17 protein-coding genes are annotated in these 16,427 nt (G+C 65.8%); 8 read left to right on the top strand and 9 right to left on the bottom strand.

Translation table 11 applies throughout. From position 1 onward, the window contains the following. Positions 1–65: 65 nt before the first annotated feature. A complete protein-coding gene (locus AC3WS4_RS16705) occupies positions 66–494 on the bottom strand; it encodes a hypothetical protein (RefSeq protein ID WP_492736719.1) in 429 nt (142 codons plus the stop codon). Between the two features lie 75 nt (positions 495–569). On the opposite strand from AC3WS4_RS16705, the gene AC3WS4_RS16700 reads away from it, so the two are divergent. From AC3WS4_RS16700 to AC3WS4_RS16680, 5 genes are all read left to right on the top strand, one after another. After that, complete coding sequence (locus tag AC3WS4_RS16700) at positions 570–1,304, top strand: sulfite exporter TauE/SafE family protein (RefSeq protein ID WP_492736717.1); 735 nt, start codon at positions 570–572, stop codon at positions 1,302–1,304. Positions 1,305–1,478: 174 nt separating this feature from the next. Next, entirely contained in the window at positions 1,479–2,876 is a 1,398-nt protein-coding gene (locus AC3WS4_RS16695) for a circularly permuted type 2 ATP-grasp protein (RefSeq protein ID WP_187140957.1), read from the top strand. Continuing rightward, a complete protein-coding gene (locus AC3WS4_RS16690) occupies positions 2,876–3,817 on the top strand; it encodes an alpha-E domain-containing protein (RefSeq protein ID WP_492736713.1) in 942 nt (313 codons plus the stop codon). The genes AC3WS4_RS16695 and AC3WS4_RS16690 overlap by 1 nt, the downstream gene beginning before the upstream one ends. Positions 3,818–3,825: 8 nt before the next feature. Further along, positions 3,826–4,629 (top strand): transglutaminase family protein, encoded by an 804-nt coding sequence (locus AC3WS4_RS16685; RefSeq protein WP_492736711.1) that lies wholly within the window; start codon positions 3,826–3,828, stop codon positions 4,627–4,629. A gap of 37 nt (positions 4,630–4,666) precedes the next feature. Continuing rightward, positions 4,667–5,398, top strand: a complete 732-nt coding sequence (locus AC3WS4_RS16680) for a proteasome-type protease (protein ID WP_056346325.1) — start codon at positions 4,667–4,669, stop codon at positions 5,396–5,398. Positions 5,399–5,448: 50 nt separating this feature from the next. Here the strand turns inward: AC3WS4_RS16680 and AC3WS4_RS16675 are convergent, their stop codons facing one another. From AC3WS4_RS16675 to AC3WS4_RS16655, 5 genes are all read right to left on the bottom strand, one after another. Then, on the bottom strand, positions 5,449–6,087 hold the full coding sequence (locus AC3WS4_RS16675) for an immunity protein Imm33 domain-containing protein (RefSeq protein ID WP_492736709.1): 639 nt from the start codon (positions 6,085–6,087) through the stop codon (positions 5,449–5,451). An 86-nt stretch (positions 6,088–6,173) separates the two neighbouring features. Next, positions 6,174–7,100, bottom strand: a complete 927-nt coding sequence (locus tag AC3WS4_RS16670; protein WP_492736707.1) for a class II glutamine amidotransferase — start codon at positions 7,098–7,100, stop codon at positions 6,174–6,176. Between the two features lie 68 nt (positions 7,101–7,168). Next, a complete protein-coding gene (locus AC3WS4_RS16665) occupies positions 7,169–8,287 on the bottom strand; it encodes a DUF1501 domain-containing protein (RefSeq protein WP_492736705.1) in 1,119 nt (372 codons plus the stop codon). 3 nt (positions 8,288–8,290) lie between these two features. Continuing rightward, on the bottom strand, positions 8,291–9,721 hold the full coding sequence (locus tag AC3WS4_RS16660) for a DUF1800 domain-containing protein (RefSeq protein ID WP_492736703.1): 1,431 nt from the start codon (positions 9,719–9,721) through the stop codon (positions 8,291–8,293). Between the two features lie 93 nt (positions 9,722–9,814). Beyond that, the gene (locus tag AC3WS4_RS16655; RefSeq protein WP_492736701.1) at positions 9,815–10,984 is read right to left on the bottom strand and encodes an N-acetyltransferase; all 1,170 of its coding nucleotides are present in this window, start codon (positions 10,982–10,984) and stop codon (positions 9,815–9,817) included. Between the two features lie 118 nt (positions 10,985–11,102). On the opposite strand from AC3WS4_RS16655, the gene AC3WS4_RS16650 reads away from it, so the two are divergent. After that, entirely contained in the window at positions 11,103–12,212 is a 1,110-nt protein-coding gene (locus AC3WS4_RS16650; protein ID WP_492736699.1) for a fatty acid desaturase family protein, read from the top strand. A gap of 10 nt (positions 12,213–12,222) precedes the next feature. Here AC3WS4_RS16650 and AC3WS4_RS16645 read toward each other — a convergent pair whose 3' ends face one another. Genes AC3WS4_RS16645 through lptF form a run of 3 tightly spaced genes read right to left on the bottom strand, consistent with a single transcriptional unit; the run spans position 12,223 to position 14,844 of the window. Then, positions 12,223–12,525 (bottom strand): hypothetical protein, encoded by a 303-nt coding sequence (locus AC3WS4_RS16645; protein ID WP_492736697.1) that lies wholly within the window; start codon positions 12,523–12,525, stop codon positions 12,223–12,225. A 1-nt stretch (position 12,526) separates the two neighbouring features. Then, a complete protein-coding gene (lptG, locus tag AC3WS4_RS16640) occupies positions 12,527–13,624 on the bottom strand; it encodes an LPS export ABC transporter permease LptG (RefSeq protein ID WP_056346338.1) in 1,098 nt (365 codons plus the stop codon). Next, positions 13,624–14,844, bottom strand: coding sequence for an LPS export ABC transporter permease LptF (gene lptF / locus AC3WS4_RS16635; RefSeq protein WP_082544936.1), 1,221 nt, complete (start codon positions 14,842–14,844; stop codon positions 13,624–13,626). The genes lptG and lptF overlap by 1 nt, the downstream gene beginning before the upstream one ends. Positions 14,845–14,965: 121 nt before the next feature. On the opposite strand from lptF, the gene AC3WS4_RS16630 reads away from it, so the two are divergent. After that, positions 14,966–15,439 (top strand): DUF2141 domain-containing protein, encoded by a 474-nt coding sequence (locus AC3WS4_RS16630; RefSeq protein WP_056346341.1) that lies wholly within the window; start codon positions 14,966–14,968, stop codon positions 15,437–15,439. 6 nt (positions 15,440–15,445) lie between these two features. Beyond that, positions 15,446–16,420, top strand: a complete 975-nt coding sequence (locus AC3WS4_RS16625; protein ID WP_056346343.1) for a diacylglycerol/lipid kinase family protein — start codon at positions 15,446–15,448, stop codon at positions 16,418–16,420. The last annotated feature ends 7 nt before the right edge of the window (positions 16,421–16,427 follow it).

The raw sequence follows: 16,427 nt of genomic DNA, 5'->3' as shown, positions 1-16,427 counted from the left end.
ACCGAAAGAGAGGGTGGTCTCGTTTCCGCCCCTGACCCGTCAACCGGCCCGGGCCTGCAAAGTGGCTACGGCGCCCGCACCACCAGCACGCGCACGCTGGCGGCTTCGCCCTTCGACAGCGCCAGATCATAGGTCCCGGGCTTGAGGTCGAACCACACCACCTTGCGGATTCCCGAACAGGCGGGGCCGTGGCCATGCTCGACCGATGTCTGCGTGGTGCCGCCCGCGACGAGGTCGATCCACACCTTGCTGCCTGCGGCGAGGCCGTAACGCCCGGCGGTCGTGATCGTCAGCGGCCGCGACGCGGCGCCATCGGCGAGCGGCAGGGTCACCGGCGTCCCGATCGCGAGCGCCGCCGCATCGCCGTCGGCAGTCGCCCAGGCGGCGTAGGGCGTCTCGCCGAGGTCGGCGGGGGCGGCGCAGGACGCGGGGTCCGCTGCGAGCGCGGGCGCGGCGGTGGATAGCAACAGGGCGAGAAGCGCGGCGCGGTACATGAGGGCGGGGTCCTTCGGTCTGGCAAATCTATATTTCGATGTATATGGCTTGGCGCTACAGGCAAGGGGGATTTCATGGGCTGGCTGGCATTTGCATTCGGGGTGACCGCGCTGCTCTATGCCGCGGTCGGGTTTGGCGGCGGGTCGACCTATACCGCACTGCTCCTGCTCGGCGGGGTCGCGGTGGGGCTCGTCCCCGCGATCAGCCTCGCGTGCAACGTCATCGTCGTCACCGGCGGCACGATCCGCTTCGCGCGATCGGGGGCGATGCCGTGGGCGAAGGCGCTGCCGCTGATCGCCGTCGCCGCACCGCTCGCCTTCCTTGGCGGGCTGACCCCGATCAAGCAGGGGGTGCTGGTGATCCTGCTCGGGGCGTCGCTGCTCGCCTCGGCGATCGCGCTGCTGGTCCAGCCGCAGACGGCCAAACCCGTGAACCTGTCGCCCAGGCTGCTGTTGCCGATCGCGGCGGGGCTCGGCTATCTCGCCGGCGTCGTCGGCATCGGCGGCGGCATCTTCCTCGCGCCCATCCTCCACCTCGTCCGCTGGGCCGAAGCGCGCAGCGTTGCCGCGACCGCGAGCCTGTTCATCCTCGTCAACAGCCTGTTCGGGCTGACCGGCCAGCTGATCAAGGGCAAGGGCGGCGAGATGGTCCATGCCGTCGCCGACCATTGGCCGTTGCTGGTCGCGGTGTTGATCGGCGGCGCGATCGGCACCCAGATCGCGGTGAAGACCGGACCCGCGGTGCTGATCCGGCGCTTGACCGCGCTGCTGGTCGGGTTTGTGGCGGTCCGCCTGCTCTTTGGTTTCTGACGCCTTTTACCCATCTTGCCTTCCCGCGCCGGAGTGCTAGCATCGCGCCTACAAGCTTGGCGGCCATGTAGCCGACAGGCGCGCAGCAGCTGGAACTCGAGGGCGCCGCACCCGTTGCGGTGAGCGAAGGCGTGTTGCGTGGAAAGGGCCGGCTCCATTAATTTCTTTGACGAGATGCAGGGCCAGGGGGGCGACGTCCGGACGCCCTACAGCGAATTTTGCGAGTGGTTCGATGCCGAGGAACCCGCGCGCATCCACCGCAAGGCGCAGCAGGCCGAGGCCTTTTTCCGAACCACCGGAATCACCTTCAACGTCTATGGCCAAGACGACGCCGACGAGCGTCTCATCCCCTTCGACGTCGTGCCGCGGATCATTTCGGCGAGCGAATGGCGCCGGCTGTCGCGCGGCATCGAACAGCGCGTGCGCGCGCTCAACGCCTTCCTTCACGACATCTATCACCGGCAGGAGATTCTGCGCGCCGGCCGCGTGCCGATCGAGCTGATCTCGCGCAACGAGGCCTTTCTGCCGATGATGATGGGCATGGACCCGCCGGGCGGCGTCTATACCCATATCAGCGGCACCGACATCGTCCGTACCGGGGCGAACGAATTCTATGTGCTCGAGGACAATGCCCGCACCCCGTCGGGTGTGTCCTACATGCTCGAAAACCGCGAGACGATGCTCCAGATGTTTCCCGAGCTGTTCGCGAAGGTGCCGGTGCGCGAGGTCAGCGATTATCCGATCAACCTGCTGCGTTCGCTCGCCGCCTGTGCGCCGCCGATGTGCGGCGGCACACCGACGGTCGCGGTCTTGACCCCCGGCATCCACAACAGCGCCTATTTCGAGCACAGCTTCCTCGCCGACCAGATGGGCGCCGAGCTGGTCGAGGGACATGATCTGCGCGTCGTCGGCGGCCGCGTCGCGATGCGGACGACGCAGGGCTATAAGGCGATCGACGTCCTCTATCGCCGCGTCGACGACGACTTCCTCGACCCGCTGAATTTCCGGCCCGATTCGGTCCTCGGGGTGCCGGGGATCTGGGACGTCTATCGCGCCGGCGGCATCACCATCGCCAATGCGCCGGGCACCGGTATCGCCGACGATAAGGCGCTGTACAGCTACATGCCCGACATCATCGAATTCTACACCGGCGAGCGCGCGCTGCTGCCCAATGTGCCGACCTGGCGCTGCAGCGAGCCCGAGCATCTGCGCGAGGTGCTCGACAAATTGCCCGAGCTGGTGGTCAAGGAAGTCCATGGATCGGGCGGTTACGGCATGCTCGTCGGCCCCGCCGCGAGCAAGAAAGAGATCGCCGCCTTTCGTGCCAAGCTGGAGGCGAACCCGCGCAACTATATCGCGCAGCCGACGCTGTCGCTGTCGACGGTCCCGATCTTCACCAAGAGCGGGCTCGCGCCGCGCCACGTCGACCTGCGCCCCTTCGTCCTGATGTCGCCGCAAGGCATCACCATCACCCCCGGCGGGCTGACCCGCGTCGCGATGACCAAGGGATCGCTGGTGGTGAATTCGAGCCAGGGCGGCGGGACCAAGGACACCTGGGTGCTGGAAGACTGATGCTGGGAAAAACCGCAGGCAGCCTCTTCTGGATGGCACGCTACCTCGAACGCAGCGAGAATAATGCGCGGCTGATCGACGCGGGGTTCCGCATCGCGCTGACCCGGTCGAGCACCGCCAAGGCCGAGTGGAAATCGATCCTGATCACTGCGGGGTCGAACCAGGCCTATGCCGCGACGGGGCATGAATATAGCTCGGCGAAGGTCGTCGACTTCATGCTCCGCGATCCGCACAATCCGTCGAGCATCATTTCGGTCGTCAAGCAGGCGCGCGACAATGCGCGTACCGCGCGTACCTATCTCACCCGCGAGGTGTGGGAGGCGGTCAACACCAGCTGGATGACGCTGGGCGCGCTGCTCAAGCGGCAGGTGCGCGACGACGATTTGCCCGACGTGCTGTCGGCGATCCGCCAGCAGAGCGCGCAGGTGCGCGGCGCCTGGACCGGCACGATGCTGCGCAACGACGGCTATAATTTCGCGCGCCTCGGCACCTTCCTCGAACGCGCCGACAACACCGCGCGCATCCTCGACGTCAAATATTACCTCCTGCTGCCCTCGGTCGCGCACATCGGCAGCTCGATCGACAATGTGCAGTGGGAAACGATCCTGCGCTCGGTGTCGGCGCACCGCGCCTATCACTGGCTCTATGGGGCGGAGATCAGCGCGCTCAAGATCGCCGAATTCCTGATCCTCTATAAACAGATGCCGCGCAGCCTCGCCTTCTGTGCGCAGAAGATGCAGGACAATATCGGCTGGTTGCAACGCGGCTATGGCGAGGAGACCGAGGCGGGACGGATGGCCGACGCGCTGCTCCACAAAAAACTCGCGGGTCCGATCCAGGCGATCTTCGACGGCGGCCTGCACGAATATATCACCGACTTCCTCCGCGCCAATGCCGCGCTCGCGCAGCAGATCGAGCGCGACTATCGCTTTGTGGTTTAGGGTTTTTTATGCGCCTGCGCGTCGAACACACCACCCGTTATGAATATGATGGCCCCGTCAGCTATGCCTTGCAGCAGCTGAAACTGACGCCGAAGGAGCGGCCGGGGCAGCAGTTGATCCACCATTGGGCGATCGAGATCGCGGGCGGCACCAACCAGCTTCATTACACCGACCATCACGGCAACGGCGTCGATCTGGTCGCGGTCGATGCCGGCGCGCGCGAGCTTGTCATCCACTGCGTCGGCGAGGTCGAGCTGATCACCTGGGACGGGGTGATCGGGGTCCATCGCGGTGCGATGCCGCTGTGGACCTTCCTGCGTCCGACCCCGCTGACCCGCGCCGGGCGCCATGTCCGCGCGCTGACGGCCGAACTGCGGCGCGATTTCGGATCGGACATCGAGCGCGCGCACGCCTTGTCGGCGCTGATCCTTGCGAAATTGCCGTACAGCATCGGGGTCACCGGCGCCGACACCACCGCCGAACAGGCGCTCGGCGGGGCGGGCGGGGTGTGCCAGGACCATGCCCATATCTTCATCGCGGCGATGCGCCACCTCGGGCATCCGGCGCGTTACGTGTCGGGCTATCTGATGATGAACGACCGCACGCACCAGGATGCGACCCACGGATGGGCCGAGGCGCATTTCGACGCGATCGGCTGGGTCGGCTTCGACGTGTCGAACGGCCATTCGCCCGATCAGCGCTATATCCGCGTCGCCACCGGTCTCGATTATCACGACGCCGCCCCGGTTCGCGGCATGCGCTATGGTGCAGCGCAAGAAAATATGGTTGTCCAATTGCAGGTGCAGCAATAAGCGATAGCCTGAGCAGGATTGGGGGACCGAAAATTATATGACCTATTGCGTCGGCATGCGTTTGAACAAGGGGCTGGTGTTCATGTCGGACACCCGCACGAACGCGGGCGTCGACGACATCGCGCAGGTCCGCAAGATGCGCAGCTGGCACCTGCCCGGCGAGCGCGTCATCACCTTGATGTCGGCGGGGAATCTCGCGACGACGCAGGCGGTGGTCAGCCTGCTCGACGAACGCACCAAGGCGCCCGAGGAACGGCATCCGTCGATCCTCGCCGCGCCGTCGATGTTCGCGGTCGCGACGATCGTCGGCGAAACGCTGCGCCAGATCGTCACCCGCCACAATCCCGCCGGGCCCGCCGCCGAATCGCTGTTTCGCGCATCGCTCATCGTCGGCGGCCAGATCAAGGGGTCCGAACCGCGGCTGTTCCTGATCTACCCCGAGGGCAATTTCATCGAGGCGGGCGAGGACAATCCCTTCTTCCAGATCGGCGAGACGAAATATGGCCGCCCGATCATCGTGCGTTCCTATGATCCCGCGATGTCGTTCGAGGATGCGGTGAAGCTGCTCTGTGTCTCGTTCGATTCGACGATCCGCGCCAATGCCGGGGTCGACCTGCCGATCGACCTCAAGATCCACGAACGCGACGATTATGTCGGGGTCCACGAACGCCGCTTCGAGCGCAACGACGCCTATTTCCAGAGCGTCGCCGACGGCTGGGCCGAGGCATTGGGGATCGCGCTGGCGGAATTGCCGGATTTTCATTTTTAGCGAACGCGAGGCCAAGGGGGTCGAGATTTCAGTCGACGTCACAGTGGGTTTTATAGCGACGTTCCCAATGCAAGGCGGGCCAGCAAGCCATTCGACAAGGATGACAGCCGGTTATCGCGAGTGGCAACGGACAATGTTTCATCGTTTCGTTCCACAACCGAGCCGGGGGGCAACGCCAAAAACGCGACAATCGCCGGACTCCATGTGGCGGCTTCGTACAGTGATAGGTTGCGCATCGCGGCGTCTCGCCGGTCGTGAATAACCCACCCGGAGTGGTTTCCGTCAGGCTCAATGCGCGTCATAGAAAATCTGTCCAACGATGCGATCGACGCGGGCAGCGACAGCGCTTGGCGGATAGAGGGGAAATCTGGTTGGACTCGCAATTCATCACACACAGCCCGCTGGGCAACAAGGAAGCGGACGGTGCGATTCACCCCCTCAACCCATCGAATGGGCATGCCGTCGAAATCTGGCTCGAACACTGACAAGCTGCCTTCTGCCGTCGGTTCGAGTTTGAGTAGGTTCCAGCCTATCTGGATGATCTGCCCACTCTCGAAGAGTGTGCCTCCGCGAACTTCTTCGGTGAAGTAGTCCGGCAGCCAGTCGGCCAATTGAACGGCCTCCGGGTCCACGAGCGCCACGATGTCCGGATGTCCATATTCACGTAGGCTTGTTTGAAGCTTGATCATGTCGCCTGATACCGTGGGGGATTTCCAGTTTTCAACGGGTTCTCAAGATCGGCAGCGCGATGTTCACCCTTAATATGTCGGTTGCCCTACCGCGCCAACGGCACCACCCGGAACCTCGGCCGGTCGCCGGTCATCTCGGCATGAACCACCGCATATTCGGGGACCGGCATCCATGTCGCGCTGTTCGACGACAGCGGCTCGGACGCGACGATGATCGCGCGCGGCTCCTCTTCGCCGCCGACCATCTGCCACTCGCCATCGTGGAGGCCGTAATCGCGGCCGGTGGTGAACCACATCGACAGGAAGTTCATGTTCGTCTCATGCACCTGGTCGGGCGACCCGGTGCGATAATGGCCGAAGTCGAAACAGTGACGCAGCCCGAGGATCTGGCGCCCGGTGGTCAGGAACAGGTTGCAGCTCGACGAGATGGCGATGCCATGGTGGCGCCGCGCGCGCTCGAGGATATCGACGGTCGCCTGAACCGCCGCGATCAGCGTGTCGCCGTCGGGCTCGACGCGCCAGTCGGGAAGCTGCGAGAGCAAGAGCGCATAGACCCATTCGCTGTCGGTCGATCCCGATATCTGCGCGAGCAGTTCGGGGGCGATGTCGGACATCAGTACCCCCTTCATCTCGCCGATGCGATAGATGTCGCCATTATGCGCCATCGCGACCGCGGCGCCGGGGAAGTGGAAGGGGTGGGTGTTCTGCTCGCTGACCTTGACCGTCGTTGAGTAAGCGACGCCGCGGACATGCGCGATCACGCATTCGGCGCGGGTCTTGATCGCCAGCGATTTGAGGTTGCCGTCGAACACCGGCAGCGACGGCGAGCGATAGCGGTGCGGCTCGTGCGGGGCGTGCGACTCTGCGTCCCACGCCATCATCCCGAACCCCGCGAGGTTCAGCATGTGCAGCATCTTGGGCATATAGGCCTGATTGACGAGGCTGCTATCGGGCTTGAACAGCAGGTCGTCGAGCGTGACCCGCTCGCCCAGATACATCATCGCCCGGCACATCGGCTATCCCCTTGCCCTACCGGGAGGGATGCTACACGAGGGCAGAGGACCTGGCGAGAGGGCCTCGTTCAGGCCAGCACCCCCGGATAAAGCGTCTCCTTCACCTCGACCGGGTCGAGCGCATAATGATGCGCGACGGCGTCGGCGATCATGCTTTCGAGGCCGCGCGTCGGTTTGAGGTCGCGCCCGTCGAGCAGCGCCGCCGTGCCCAGCCCGGGCCAGTCGGCCGCGACCGTACCGCCCTTCGCCAGCCGGCCGCCGAAGAGCAAAGCCGCCGATCCGGTGCCATGGTCGGTGCCGCCGCTGCCGTTAATCGCGACGGTGCGGCCGAATTCGGTGGCGACGATGACCAGCGTGTCCTTCCACGCCGGCCCCAGCCCCGCCTTCAGCGCGCCGACCAGCTGATCGAGCCCGCGCAACTGCGCCGTGATGCGGCTGCGCTGGGCGCTGTGCATGTCCCAGGCGCCGGTTTCGACCATCATCACCCGCGCGCCGTCGGCGGGCAGCATCAGCGAGGCGGCGAGCCGGCCGAGGTCGGCGCCGTTGCGGCCGTTGTTGCCGCCGATCTCGCCCGCCAGCTCCTGCGTGCGGATCGCGCTTTCCCACAACGGGTGCAGCAGCGCGTCCTTTTCGTAGAGCGCCGACAGCCGCGCGATCAGGTCGGCATTGGCCTGCGGCAGGCGGCTGGGGACGTAGGTGGCGACGGGCAGGGCGCCGCGCAGGGCGAGCGGGACCGACGGGGCCACCGCGAGCGCGCTGCGCCCGTCCGCCGGCAGCAGCGACAGCATCCGGTTCATCCAGCCGTCCGCGCGGCCATAGGGGCGCGTGCCGCCGCTTTCGAGCATATTCTGTCCGTCGAAATGCGACCGGTCGCGATAGACGGTCGCGACCGCATGCGCGACATGCGCCTCGCGCGCCGCGAACAGCGCGGCGGCGCTTTCGAGCGCGGGATGCAGCGTGAACAGGCCGTCGAGTCGCGCGCCGGTCGCGGCTTCCTCGACCAGCGCGGCGCGGACCCCGGCGAAGGCCGGGTCGCCGGTCGGCGCCGCGATCGCCAGCCCGTCGGCGGCGCCGCGCTGGATGACGAAGATCAGCCGCCGGTCGGTGGGCGCGGCGGCGAACGCCATTGCCGGGAAGACGGCGGCGCCGATGCCGGCGGCGATGACGGTGCGGCGGGTCAGGATCATCGTCTATCTCCGCAAGAAGGCAGGGCTGGCGAAGAGCATCGCGAGGCCCTGTGCCGGGCTGTCGGCGCCTGCGATCGCCCCGGCCAGATCGGCGGTGAGCGCGTCGCCGAGGATTTGCGGCGCGAGCGTGCGCGCGTCGACTCGATCGCCGATCCGGGCCGTGATGCGGCTGGCGAGGTCGACGCGCTGCATCAGCCCGCCCGATCCGGCCCATGTCGCGACGGTATCGCCAAAGCCGGCGGGCGATTCGGGCCGCCATATCTGCTGGCCGAGCTGGCCGAGGAGGTCCGGGACATTCTGGCGCTCGCCGAACATCGGCACGGGCAGTCCGCGAGCCATCGACACCGCCCAGTCCCACGGCGACTTGAACATCGCAGGGCCGCCCTGCCAGGGTTCGGGCGAAGCGATGAGGGTGCGGTAGAGCGACGGGAGATCGCCGCCGCTGCGCAGGAAGTCGGCGGCGAGGCGGTCGACCAAAGGCGGTGGCGGGTCGTCGGCGGTGAAATGGCGCGCGAGCCTGGTCGCGATGTGGCGCGCGGTTGCGGGATGCGCCGCGAGGTCGCGCAGCACCGCTTCGGCCTGTTGCGGGCCGGTGTCGGGGTAGCGCCTGCCGAGGATCACCTGCTCGCCGGACTGGTGACGCTCGGCGATATAGATACTGTCGCCCGGCTGCGAGCCGTCGGGGACCAGCTGGCGCAGCGCACCGCGACCGAGGCCGGCGACCGACAGGCCGGTGAGCGCGCGGGCGAAAGCGGTGACGTCGGCCTGCGTATAGCCGCTGCGGACGCCGAGCGTGTGGAGTTCGAGGATTTCGCGTGCGAGATTTTCGTTGAGCCCCGGCCGGCCGCGCGGACGGCTCTGGCGGACGGCGAAGGGGCTGTCGGGCCCGACGCTGAGCACCTGGTCCAGGTAGAGCTGCATCGCGGGATGGCGGATCGCGGCGATCAGCAGGTCCGAAAAGCGGCCCATGATGTGCGGGCGGATCGCGCTGAACTCATAGTTGCCCGCCAGGCCTGACACGAACTGCTTTTCGGTCGAGACGGCGAAATGATTGGCCCAGAAATGGACGAGGCGTTCGGCGAAGGGGGTCGGTGAGGCGACCGCGGCGGCGAAGCGCGCGGCTGCGGCGTCGATGTAGAAGAGGCGGATCGCCTCGCGCGCCTCGCGCCGGGCGGCGGGCTCCCTGCCACGCTCGTCGGCGGTGGTCGCCGCGCCGGTCTTGCCCGCCATCGCGTCGCCCTGCTCGCGAAAGAGGATGTAGGTCTCGGCGATCTCGCGGGGGCCGGGGAGTGCCGCGATGGCTTGCGGCGACGGCTCGAAGACGCCCAGTTGCCGCTCCAGCGCCGCCTGTGCCGCGCGCGCCGAGGTCGACACCGCATCATCGGGATGGTGGCCGAGCCCGAAGCGGTTGGCGGCAAGATAGTCGATCGCCATGCGGCACCTTTCCAGCCCCTCTCGCCACCGTCTATAATCGCGGCAAGATGTCGCAAAGCTGTACCGGCCGAGCGGCGTGCGGCACGGTTCGTCTCAGCCTAGGGGCTTGTCGTAGATCTGGTACACGCGGTTGACCTTGGCCTCGATCGCCCCGGCGACCGCATTCATGCCCTGATTGTCGTCGAGCACCCAGCCGATGTCGCCGAACTGCGTGCCATAGTCGCGCACCGCGTCGCGGCGGATGAATTCGATCATCATGAAGGCGAGCGTGCTCGCCATGCGGCTGTTCTGCAATTTCGTGGCGACGCCCATCAGCGGCACGCGCAGCGTGCGGCTCTTGGGCTTGCGCAGCCACCAGAGCAGCCGCGCCCAGTTGAAGGGCCATAGCGAACCCTCCATGTCGATCAGCAACTCGTTGATATTGGGCAGCACGATCATGAAGGCGACGGGTTCGCCGTCGAGTTCGGCGACGCGGATCAGATCCTCGAAGACGATGTCTTTGAGCTTTTTGCCAATGAAGGCGATCTCGCTGTCGGTGAGCGGGACGAAACCCCAATTGTCCGACCAGGCGTCGTTGAGCAGCCCCATGATGAGCTTCGCCTCGGCGTCGAACCTTTTCTTGTTCACCTTGCGGATGCGGATGCGTTCGTTCTTTTCGCCCGCCGCGACGATGCGGTTGACCAGCGGCGGGAAGCCGTCGTCGACGCGCACGCCATAGTTGAGCAATTGCTTGACCGGGTTGTAGCCCGCGCCCTCGATCCAGCCGCGATAGAGCGGGCTGTTGTGGCCCATCATGATAGTGGGGATGTCGTCGAAGCCCTCGATCAGCAGTCCGGGTTCGTCCCAGATCGAAATCGACAGCGGGCCGAGCGATCGTGTCATGCCCTGGCCGCGCAGCCAGTCCTCGGCGGTGACGAGCAGCGCGCGCGCCACCTCTTCATCTTCGGCCTCGAGCAGGCCCCAGTTGCCGGTGCCCGGACCCATGCCCTGTTCGGCCGGCTGTTCGAGCGCGAGCGTGTCGATATGGGCGGAGATGCGCCCGACCGTCCGGCCGTCGCGGCGCGCGGTGAAGAATTGCGCCTTGCCATGTTCGTACCAGGGGTTCTTGCCCGGGGTCAGCAGGTCGAAAACCTCGCCCTTCAGCGGCGGCACCCACGCCGGATCGCCGCGATTGAGCCGATAGGCGAGCTCGACGAATTCGCGCGTGTCGGCCTTGGTCTTGACGGGGTGGATGGTGACGGGGCCCTGATGATGTGCGGCCATGGCTGGTTTCCTGAACGATGTGTCCTATATCTGTGGCGAGGCATTAGGGCATAGCTGTGGCGCTGGCGACCCGCATTCGGCCATTTTGCTGCCACGAAATTCTGGTTTGTGAACGCTTATGACGACGATCAATCCCCCCGCCGATCGGCTCGCGACTCCCTTCGTGTCCGGTGCGGCAAAGATCCCCAAGTCCGCCATTGCCGACGACAAGGCGATGCTGCGCGCGGCGTCCGAACTGACGCGCGATTTGGTGAACCCCGGCGCACGCATCTATTGGACCGATTTCCTCGTCTCGACCCTGCTCGGCTATGCCGGCGTTGCGGGGGCGATCCTGTCGCCGTCGATCGGCTGGGCGATCGTGTCGGCGGTGATCGCGGTGATCGCGCTCTATCGCGCGGGCAGTTTCATTCACGAACTCACGCATATCCGCAAGAATGCGCTGCCGGGCTTTCGCCTCGCATGGAATGCGCTTGTCGGCGTGCCGATGCTGATCCCGTCCTTCCTGTATGAAGGCATCCACAGCCTGCACCACAACCGCACCAAATATGGCACGGTCGAGGACCCCGAATATCTGCCGCTCGCGCTGATGAAGCCGTGGACGGTGCCCTTGTTCGTGATCGTCGCGGCGTTCGCGCCGATCGCCCTGCTGTTCCGTTTCGCGGTGCTGACTCCGCTGTCCTTCCTGATCCCGCCGCTGCGCAAGCTGGTGATGGAACGCTATTCGGGCCTCATCATCAACCCGCTGTTCCGTCGCCGCCCGCCCGAGGGCGAGTTCCGCCGCCAATGGGCGTGGCAGGAGGGCGGCGCCTGGGCCTGGTCGACCTTGCTGATCGTCGCGGGGGTGCTCGGCTGGATCCCGCTGCGCGCGCTGCTGATCTTCGGCGCGATCGCCTCGACGACCCTGGTGTTCAACCAGATCCGCACGCTCGTCGCGCATCTGTGGGAAAATGACGGCGGCGAGCTGACCGTCACCGCGCAGTTCCTCGACAGCGTCAATGTGCCGCCGCCGGGGCTGCTGCCCGAACTCTGGGCGCCGGTCGGGCTGCGCTATCACGCGCTGCACCATCTGCTGCCGGGCGTGCCCTATCATGCGCTGGCCGAGGCGCACCGCCGCCTGAAGGACGCGCTGCCCGCGGATTCGCAATATCATGGCGCCAATTACGACGGCCTGCCGGGGTTGGTGGCGCGGCTGGTGCAGGGGTCGGCGCGGGGCGGGGCTGCGGTCTGAATCCCTGCGGCTAATCGTGGCGGCGGTCGCCGTCCGCAATCGGGCGTATTAGCACGCGACTTCCGGACTGCGCCGCGATACGAACCGCTTCGACGAAGCCGACGCCTTGGCCTTCATATATTTGTTCGAGATGGCGCCAGTCGTCGTCGATCAATGTGGCGCGATAGATTCCGGTGAGCGCCGGTGCGACGGCCATGAAACTTGTTGTCGGCCCCTGCCGGCAAGTCGCGCAGGCGCTAATATAGCTGCCGTAATGAACGATCGTCTCGAACTTCGACGACCCGCAGTCGTCGCAGCGGAAATCGTCGTCCATGCTATTCTTCGGTGCGTATCAGGATCATCTCGCCGATCAGGGCGAACAATATGAACGGTCCCCACGCGGCCAGAAAGGGCGTGTAGGCGCCGAGGTCGCCCATCGCGAGGGCGAAATTGTCGGCGACGAAATAGGCGAAGCCCAATGCCATGCCGAGGATGGCGCGCACGAAAAGCTTGCCCGAGCGCGCGAGGCCGAACGCCGCGACGGCGCCGAGCAGCGGCATCAGGATCGCCGACAGCGGCCCCGAAATCTTGTGCCACAGCACGCCCTTCAGCGCATCGACCGGGCGGCCCGCGGCCTCAAGGTCGGCGATCGCGCTCTTGAGCTGGAGGAAGGGCATCTGGTCGCCCTTGACCTGCGCCAGCGTGAACTGGTCGGGGGCGACACCCTTGGCCGCGACGATCGTGCCGAGCGGCTGGATCGTTCCCGAGCGGCGCACGAAGCGCTTGGCATTGGTGAGTTCCCAGCCGCCATCGACCGCGCGCGCGCTGTCCGCCGACAGGATCGACGACAGCACCCCGCCGGTGCGTTCATAGATGGTGACCTTGTTCAATATGACCACCGGACCGCCGGTCTGCACCGTGCCCGCGTTGATCAGGTCGTTGCCGGCGCGCACCCAGATGTTGCTGCGCACGCCATTGTCGATCGGCACCTTTGCATATTGAACCTTTTGCCAGGCGGCGAGCGCCCCGGTCGAGCGTGCGACGATGCGTTCGTTGAAGGCGAAGCTGATCCCGGCGACGAGGAAGGCGGCGAGGAACAGCGGCGCGAGAACCTGATGCGCCGACATGCCGGCACCCTTCATCGCGATGACCTCGCTGTTTTGGTTCAGCGTCGCGAGGGTCAGGATCGTGCCGAGCAGCACCGAAAAGGGCAGGAAGGTCTCGATGATCTGCGGAATACGCATGCCGACATAGCGCCAGACCTCGGCATCGCCATTGCCCGCGACCGCCAGGATCTTGCCGCTTTCGCCGAGCAGGTCGAGCGTCTGCAGGATCAGCACGAGCGCGAACAGGATCGCGAAGGTGCGGACGAGGAACAGGCGCCCGACGTAAAGCGCCATGGTGCGCGAGGGGAAGAAGGAGAGCTGGTGCATCAGTCGGCCGCCTGAACCGCGCGCGGCTTGCGCTGGAACAGCGTGATCAGCCCGCGGATGCGCTGGCCGGCCTTGGCGGCGACGCGTTCGAGCGCGCCGATCGGCTGGCCGCCAGGCACATGCGCGACGGTATAATACATCCAGATCGCGAGGCCCGCGAAGAGCAGGAAGGGCACCCATAGCGCGATCAGCGGATCGACGGTGCCGCGCGCGCCCATATCCTCGGCATATTCGTTGATCTTGTGCTGGGTCACCAGCAGCACGATCGACAGGAAGATTCCGAGCGACGAAGTCGATCGTTTCGGCGGGATGGCGAGCGCGATCGCGATCAGAGGAATCAGGAACATCGACACCACCTCGACGATGCGAAAATGGAAATTCGCGCGCGATTCGAGGCGGGTCTTCAACGGTTCACGCTGGTCCTTGCCGGCGACGAACAGTTCGGGGATCGTCTTTTCGCGGTCGGCGCCGCCGCGGGTACGGAAGGCGTCGATCTTGGGCAGCGGGATCGGCAGGTCATGATTGTCGAAGGTCAGGACGCGCGGCACTGCGAATTTGGGCGATTCATGGATCAGCACGCCCCGGGTCAGCCGCAGGATGATGGTGTCGGGATCGTCGGTGGCGAGGAACTGGCCCTGCGCCGCGGTCGCCGACACGCTTTGCCCGTCTTTCTGCTCGCCGCGCACGAAGATGCCGCGCAAGCTGCGGCCTTCGTTCGAGCTTTCCTCGATCCGCAGCGTCATGCGTTCGCCCAGCTTATTGAACTCGCCGACCTTGATCGACGCGCCGAGCGCTCCCGAACGCAATTCGAACTGCAGCCCTTCATAGGCGTAGCGGGCGAGCGGCTGGATGAAGCCGACGATCGCGAGGTTGAGCAGCGCCAGCGCCAGCGCAAAGGCATAGGGCACGCGCATCAGCCGCCCGAAACTCATGCCGACGCCCTTCAGCACATCGAGTTCGCTCGACGTCGCGAGGCGGCGAAAAGCCAGCAAAATGCCGAGCATCAGCCCGATCGGGATGCCGAGCGACAGATATTCGGGGATCAGATTGGCGAGCATGCGCCAGACGACGCTGACCGGGCCGCCTTCGTTCGCGACGAAGTCGAACAGCCGCAGCATCTTTTCCAGCACGAGCAGCATCGCGGACAAAACCAGCGTGCCGAGCATGGGGAAGAAGATGAGCCGCGCGATGTAGCGGTCGATGGCGGGCAATCTATTCAAGCTTTCGTCGCCCCATCACCATGATTTGGCCGCAAATGATTCCGATATGCCGATTCAAGGGCGACAGGGACCCGTGCCGGCTTTGGCTGGCATGGCTATAGCCACTGGGAGCTAATGCGTCATGTCGAAATTTGTATCGACGTCACTCTGCATCATTCTGCTGGCGGTCACGGGACCGGCACATGCAGAGGGGCAGGTCCTGTCGAACGACCTGTCGAAATGCCGGAGCGGTCCGTCCACCCTTGTCCAGATCAGCGGCCTCAAGGCCGGAACGGGCCGGGTGCGCGTCCAGGCCTATCGCGCCACATCGGCCGACTGGCTGGCCAAGGGCCGCTGGATCAACCGGATCGAGGTGCCCGTGCGCGCCGCGTCGATGACCGTGTGCGTGCCGCTGCCGGCCGCCGGCAGCTATGGCATCGCGGTGCGCCACGACGTCAATGGCAACGGCAAGACCGACCTGTCATCGGATGGCGGCGGCATGTCGAACAACCCGAGCATCAACATCTTCAACCTCGGCAAGCCGAGCTACAAGAAGACGGCGTTCGCGGTGGGCGATGCGCCAAAGACGATCTCGATCACCATGAAATATATGTAAGGAACTATGGCCAGCGTCGCGCTCCTTTCCAATCCACGCTCGACCGGCAACCGTGCCCTGTTGCCGCGGGTGCGGGAAATCTGCGCGGCGCATCCCGACATATTCCATTATGAGGTCGAGGACGTCGACCAGATCGGCGAGGCGATCCGCACCATCGCGATGGTGTCCCCGCGCATCATCGTCGTCAACGGCGGCGACGGCACGGTCCAGGCGGCGCTGACCGAACTCTATTCGGGCGATTATTTCGGCGGTTCGCCGCCGCCGGTCGCGGTGCTGCCCAACGGCAAGACCAATTTGATCGCGCTCGATCTGGGCGCCGAGGGCGATCCGCTGAAGGCGCTCGAACGCGTGATCGAACTGGTCGAGACCGGCCGGATCGAGGATCATGTGATCCAGCGCCAGCTGATCTCGCTCGACAGCGGCGGCGAAGCGCGGCCGGTGCTCGGCATGTTCCTCGGCGGCGCCTATCTCGCCGATGTGATGCTCTATTGCCGCAACCGCATCTATCCGCTTGGCCTGCCCAACGGCCTGTCGCACGTTCTGGCGGCGGTCCTCGGCCTGTTCGCGATGCTGCTGGGAATCGGCGGCGGGCGGTTGCCGCCCAAGCCGCAGCCGATGATCGTGTCGTTGATCCGCCAGGGCGAACTGCACGGCAAATTCTCGCTGTTGATCGTCACCACGCTCGAAAAGCTGCTGCTCAGCATCCGCACCAACGACAGTCCCGGCCCGCGCGGCCAGATGAAGCTGCTCGCGGTCGAGCGCGGCGCCGGCGCGCTGTTCCGCATGCTCGGCGCGACCTTGCGCGGAACGCTCGGGCAAAACCCGCTCGAAGGCGTGCATTTCCAGCAGGGCGACGAAATCCGGATCGAGGGCGAGCGGTCGAACGTCATCCTTGACGGTGAGATTTTTATCGCCAAATCGGGGCGCCCGATCGTCCTGACCTCGACCCAGCCGGTTCCCTTCCTGCGGCTCGCCGCCTGAGCCTCGT

Source organism: Sphingopyxis sp. EU05-FHT14B03 (genome assembly GCF_058790875.1).
Note: the sequence above shows the minus strand (reverse complement) of the source record. Positions and strands in the feature narration are given on the sequence as shown.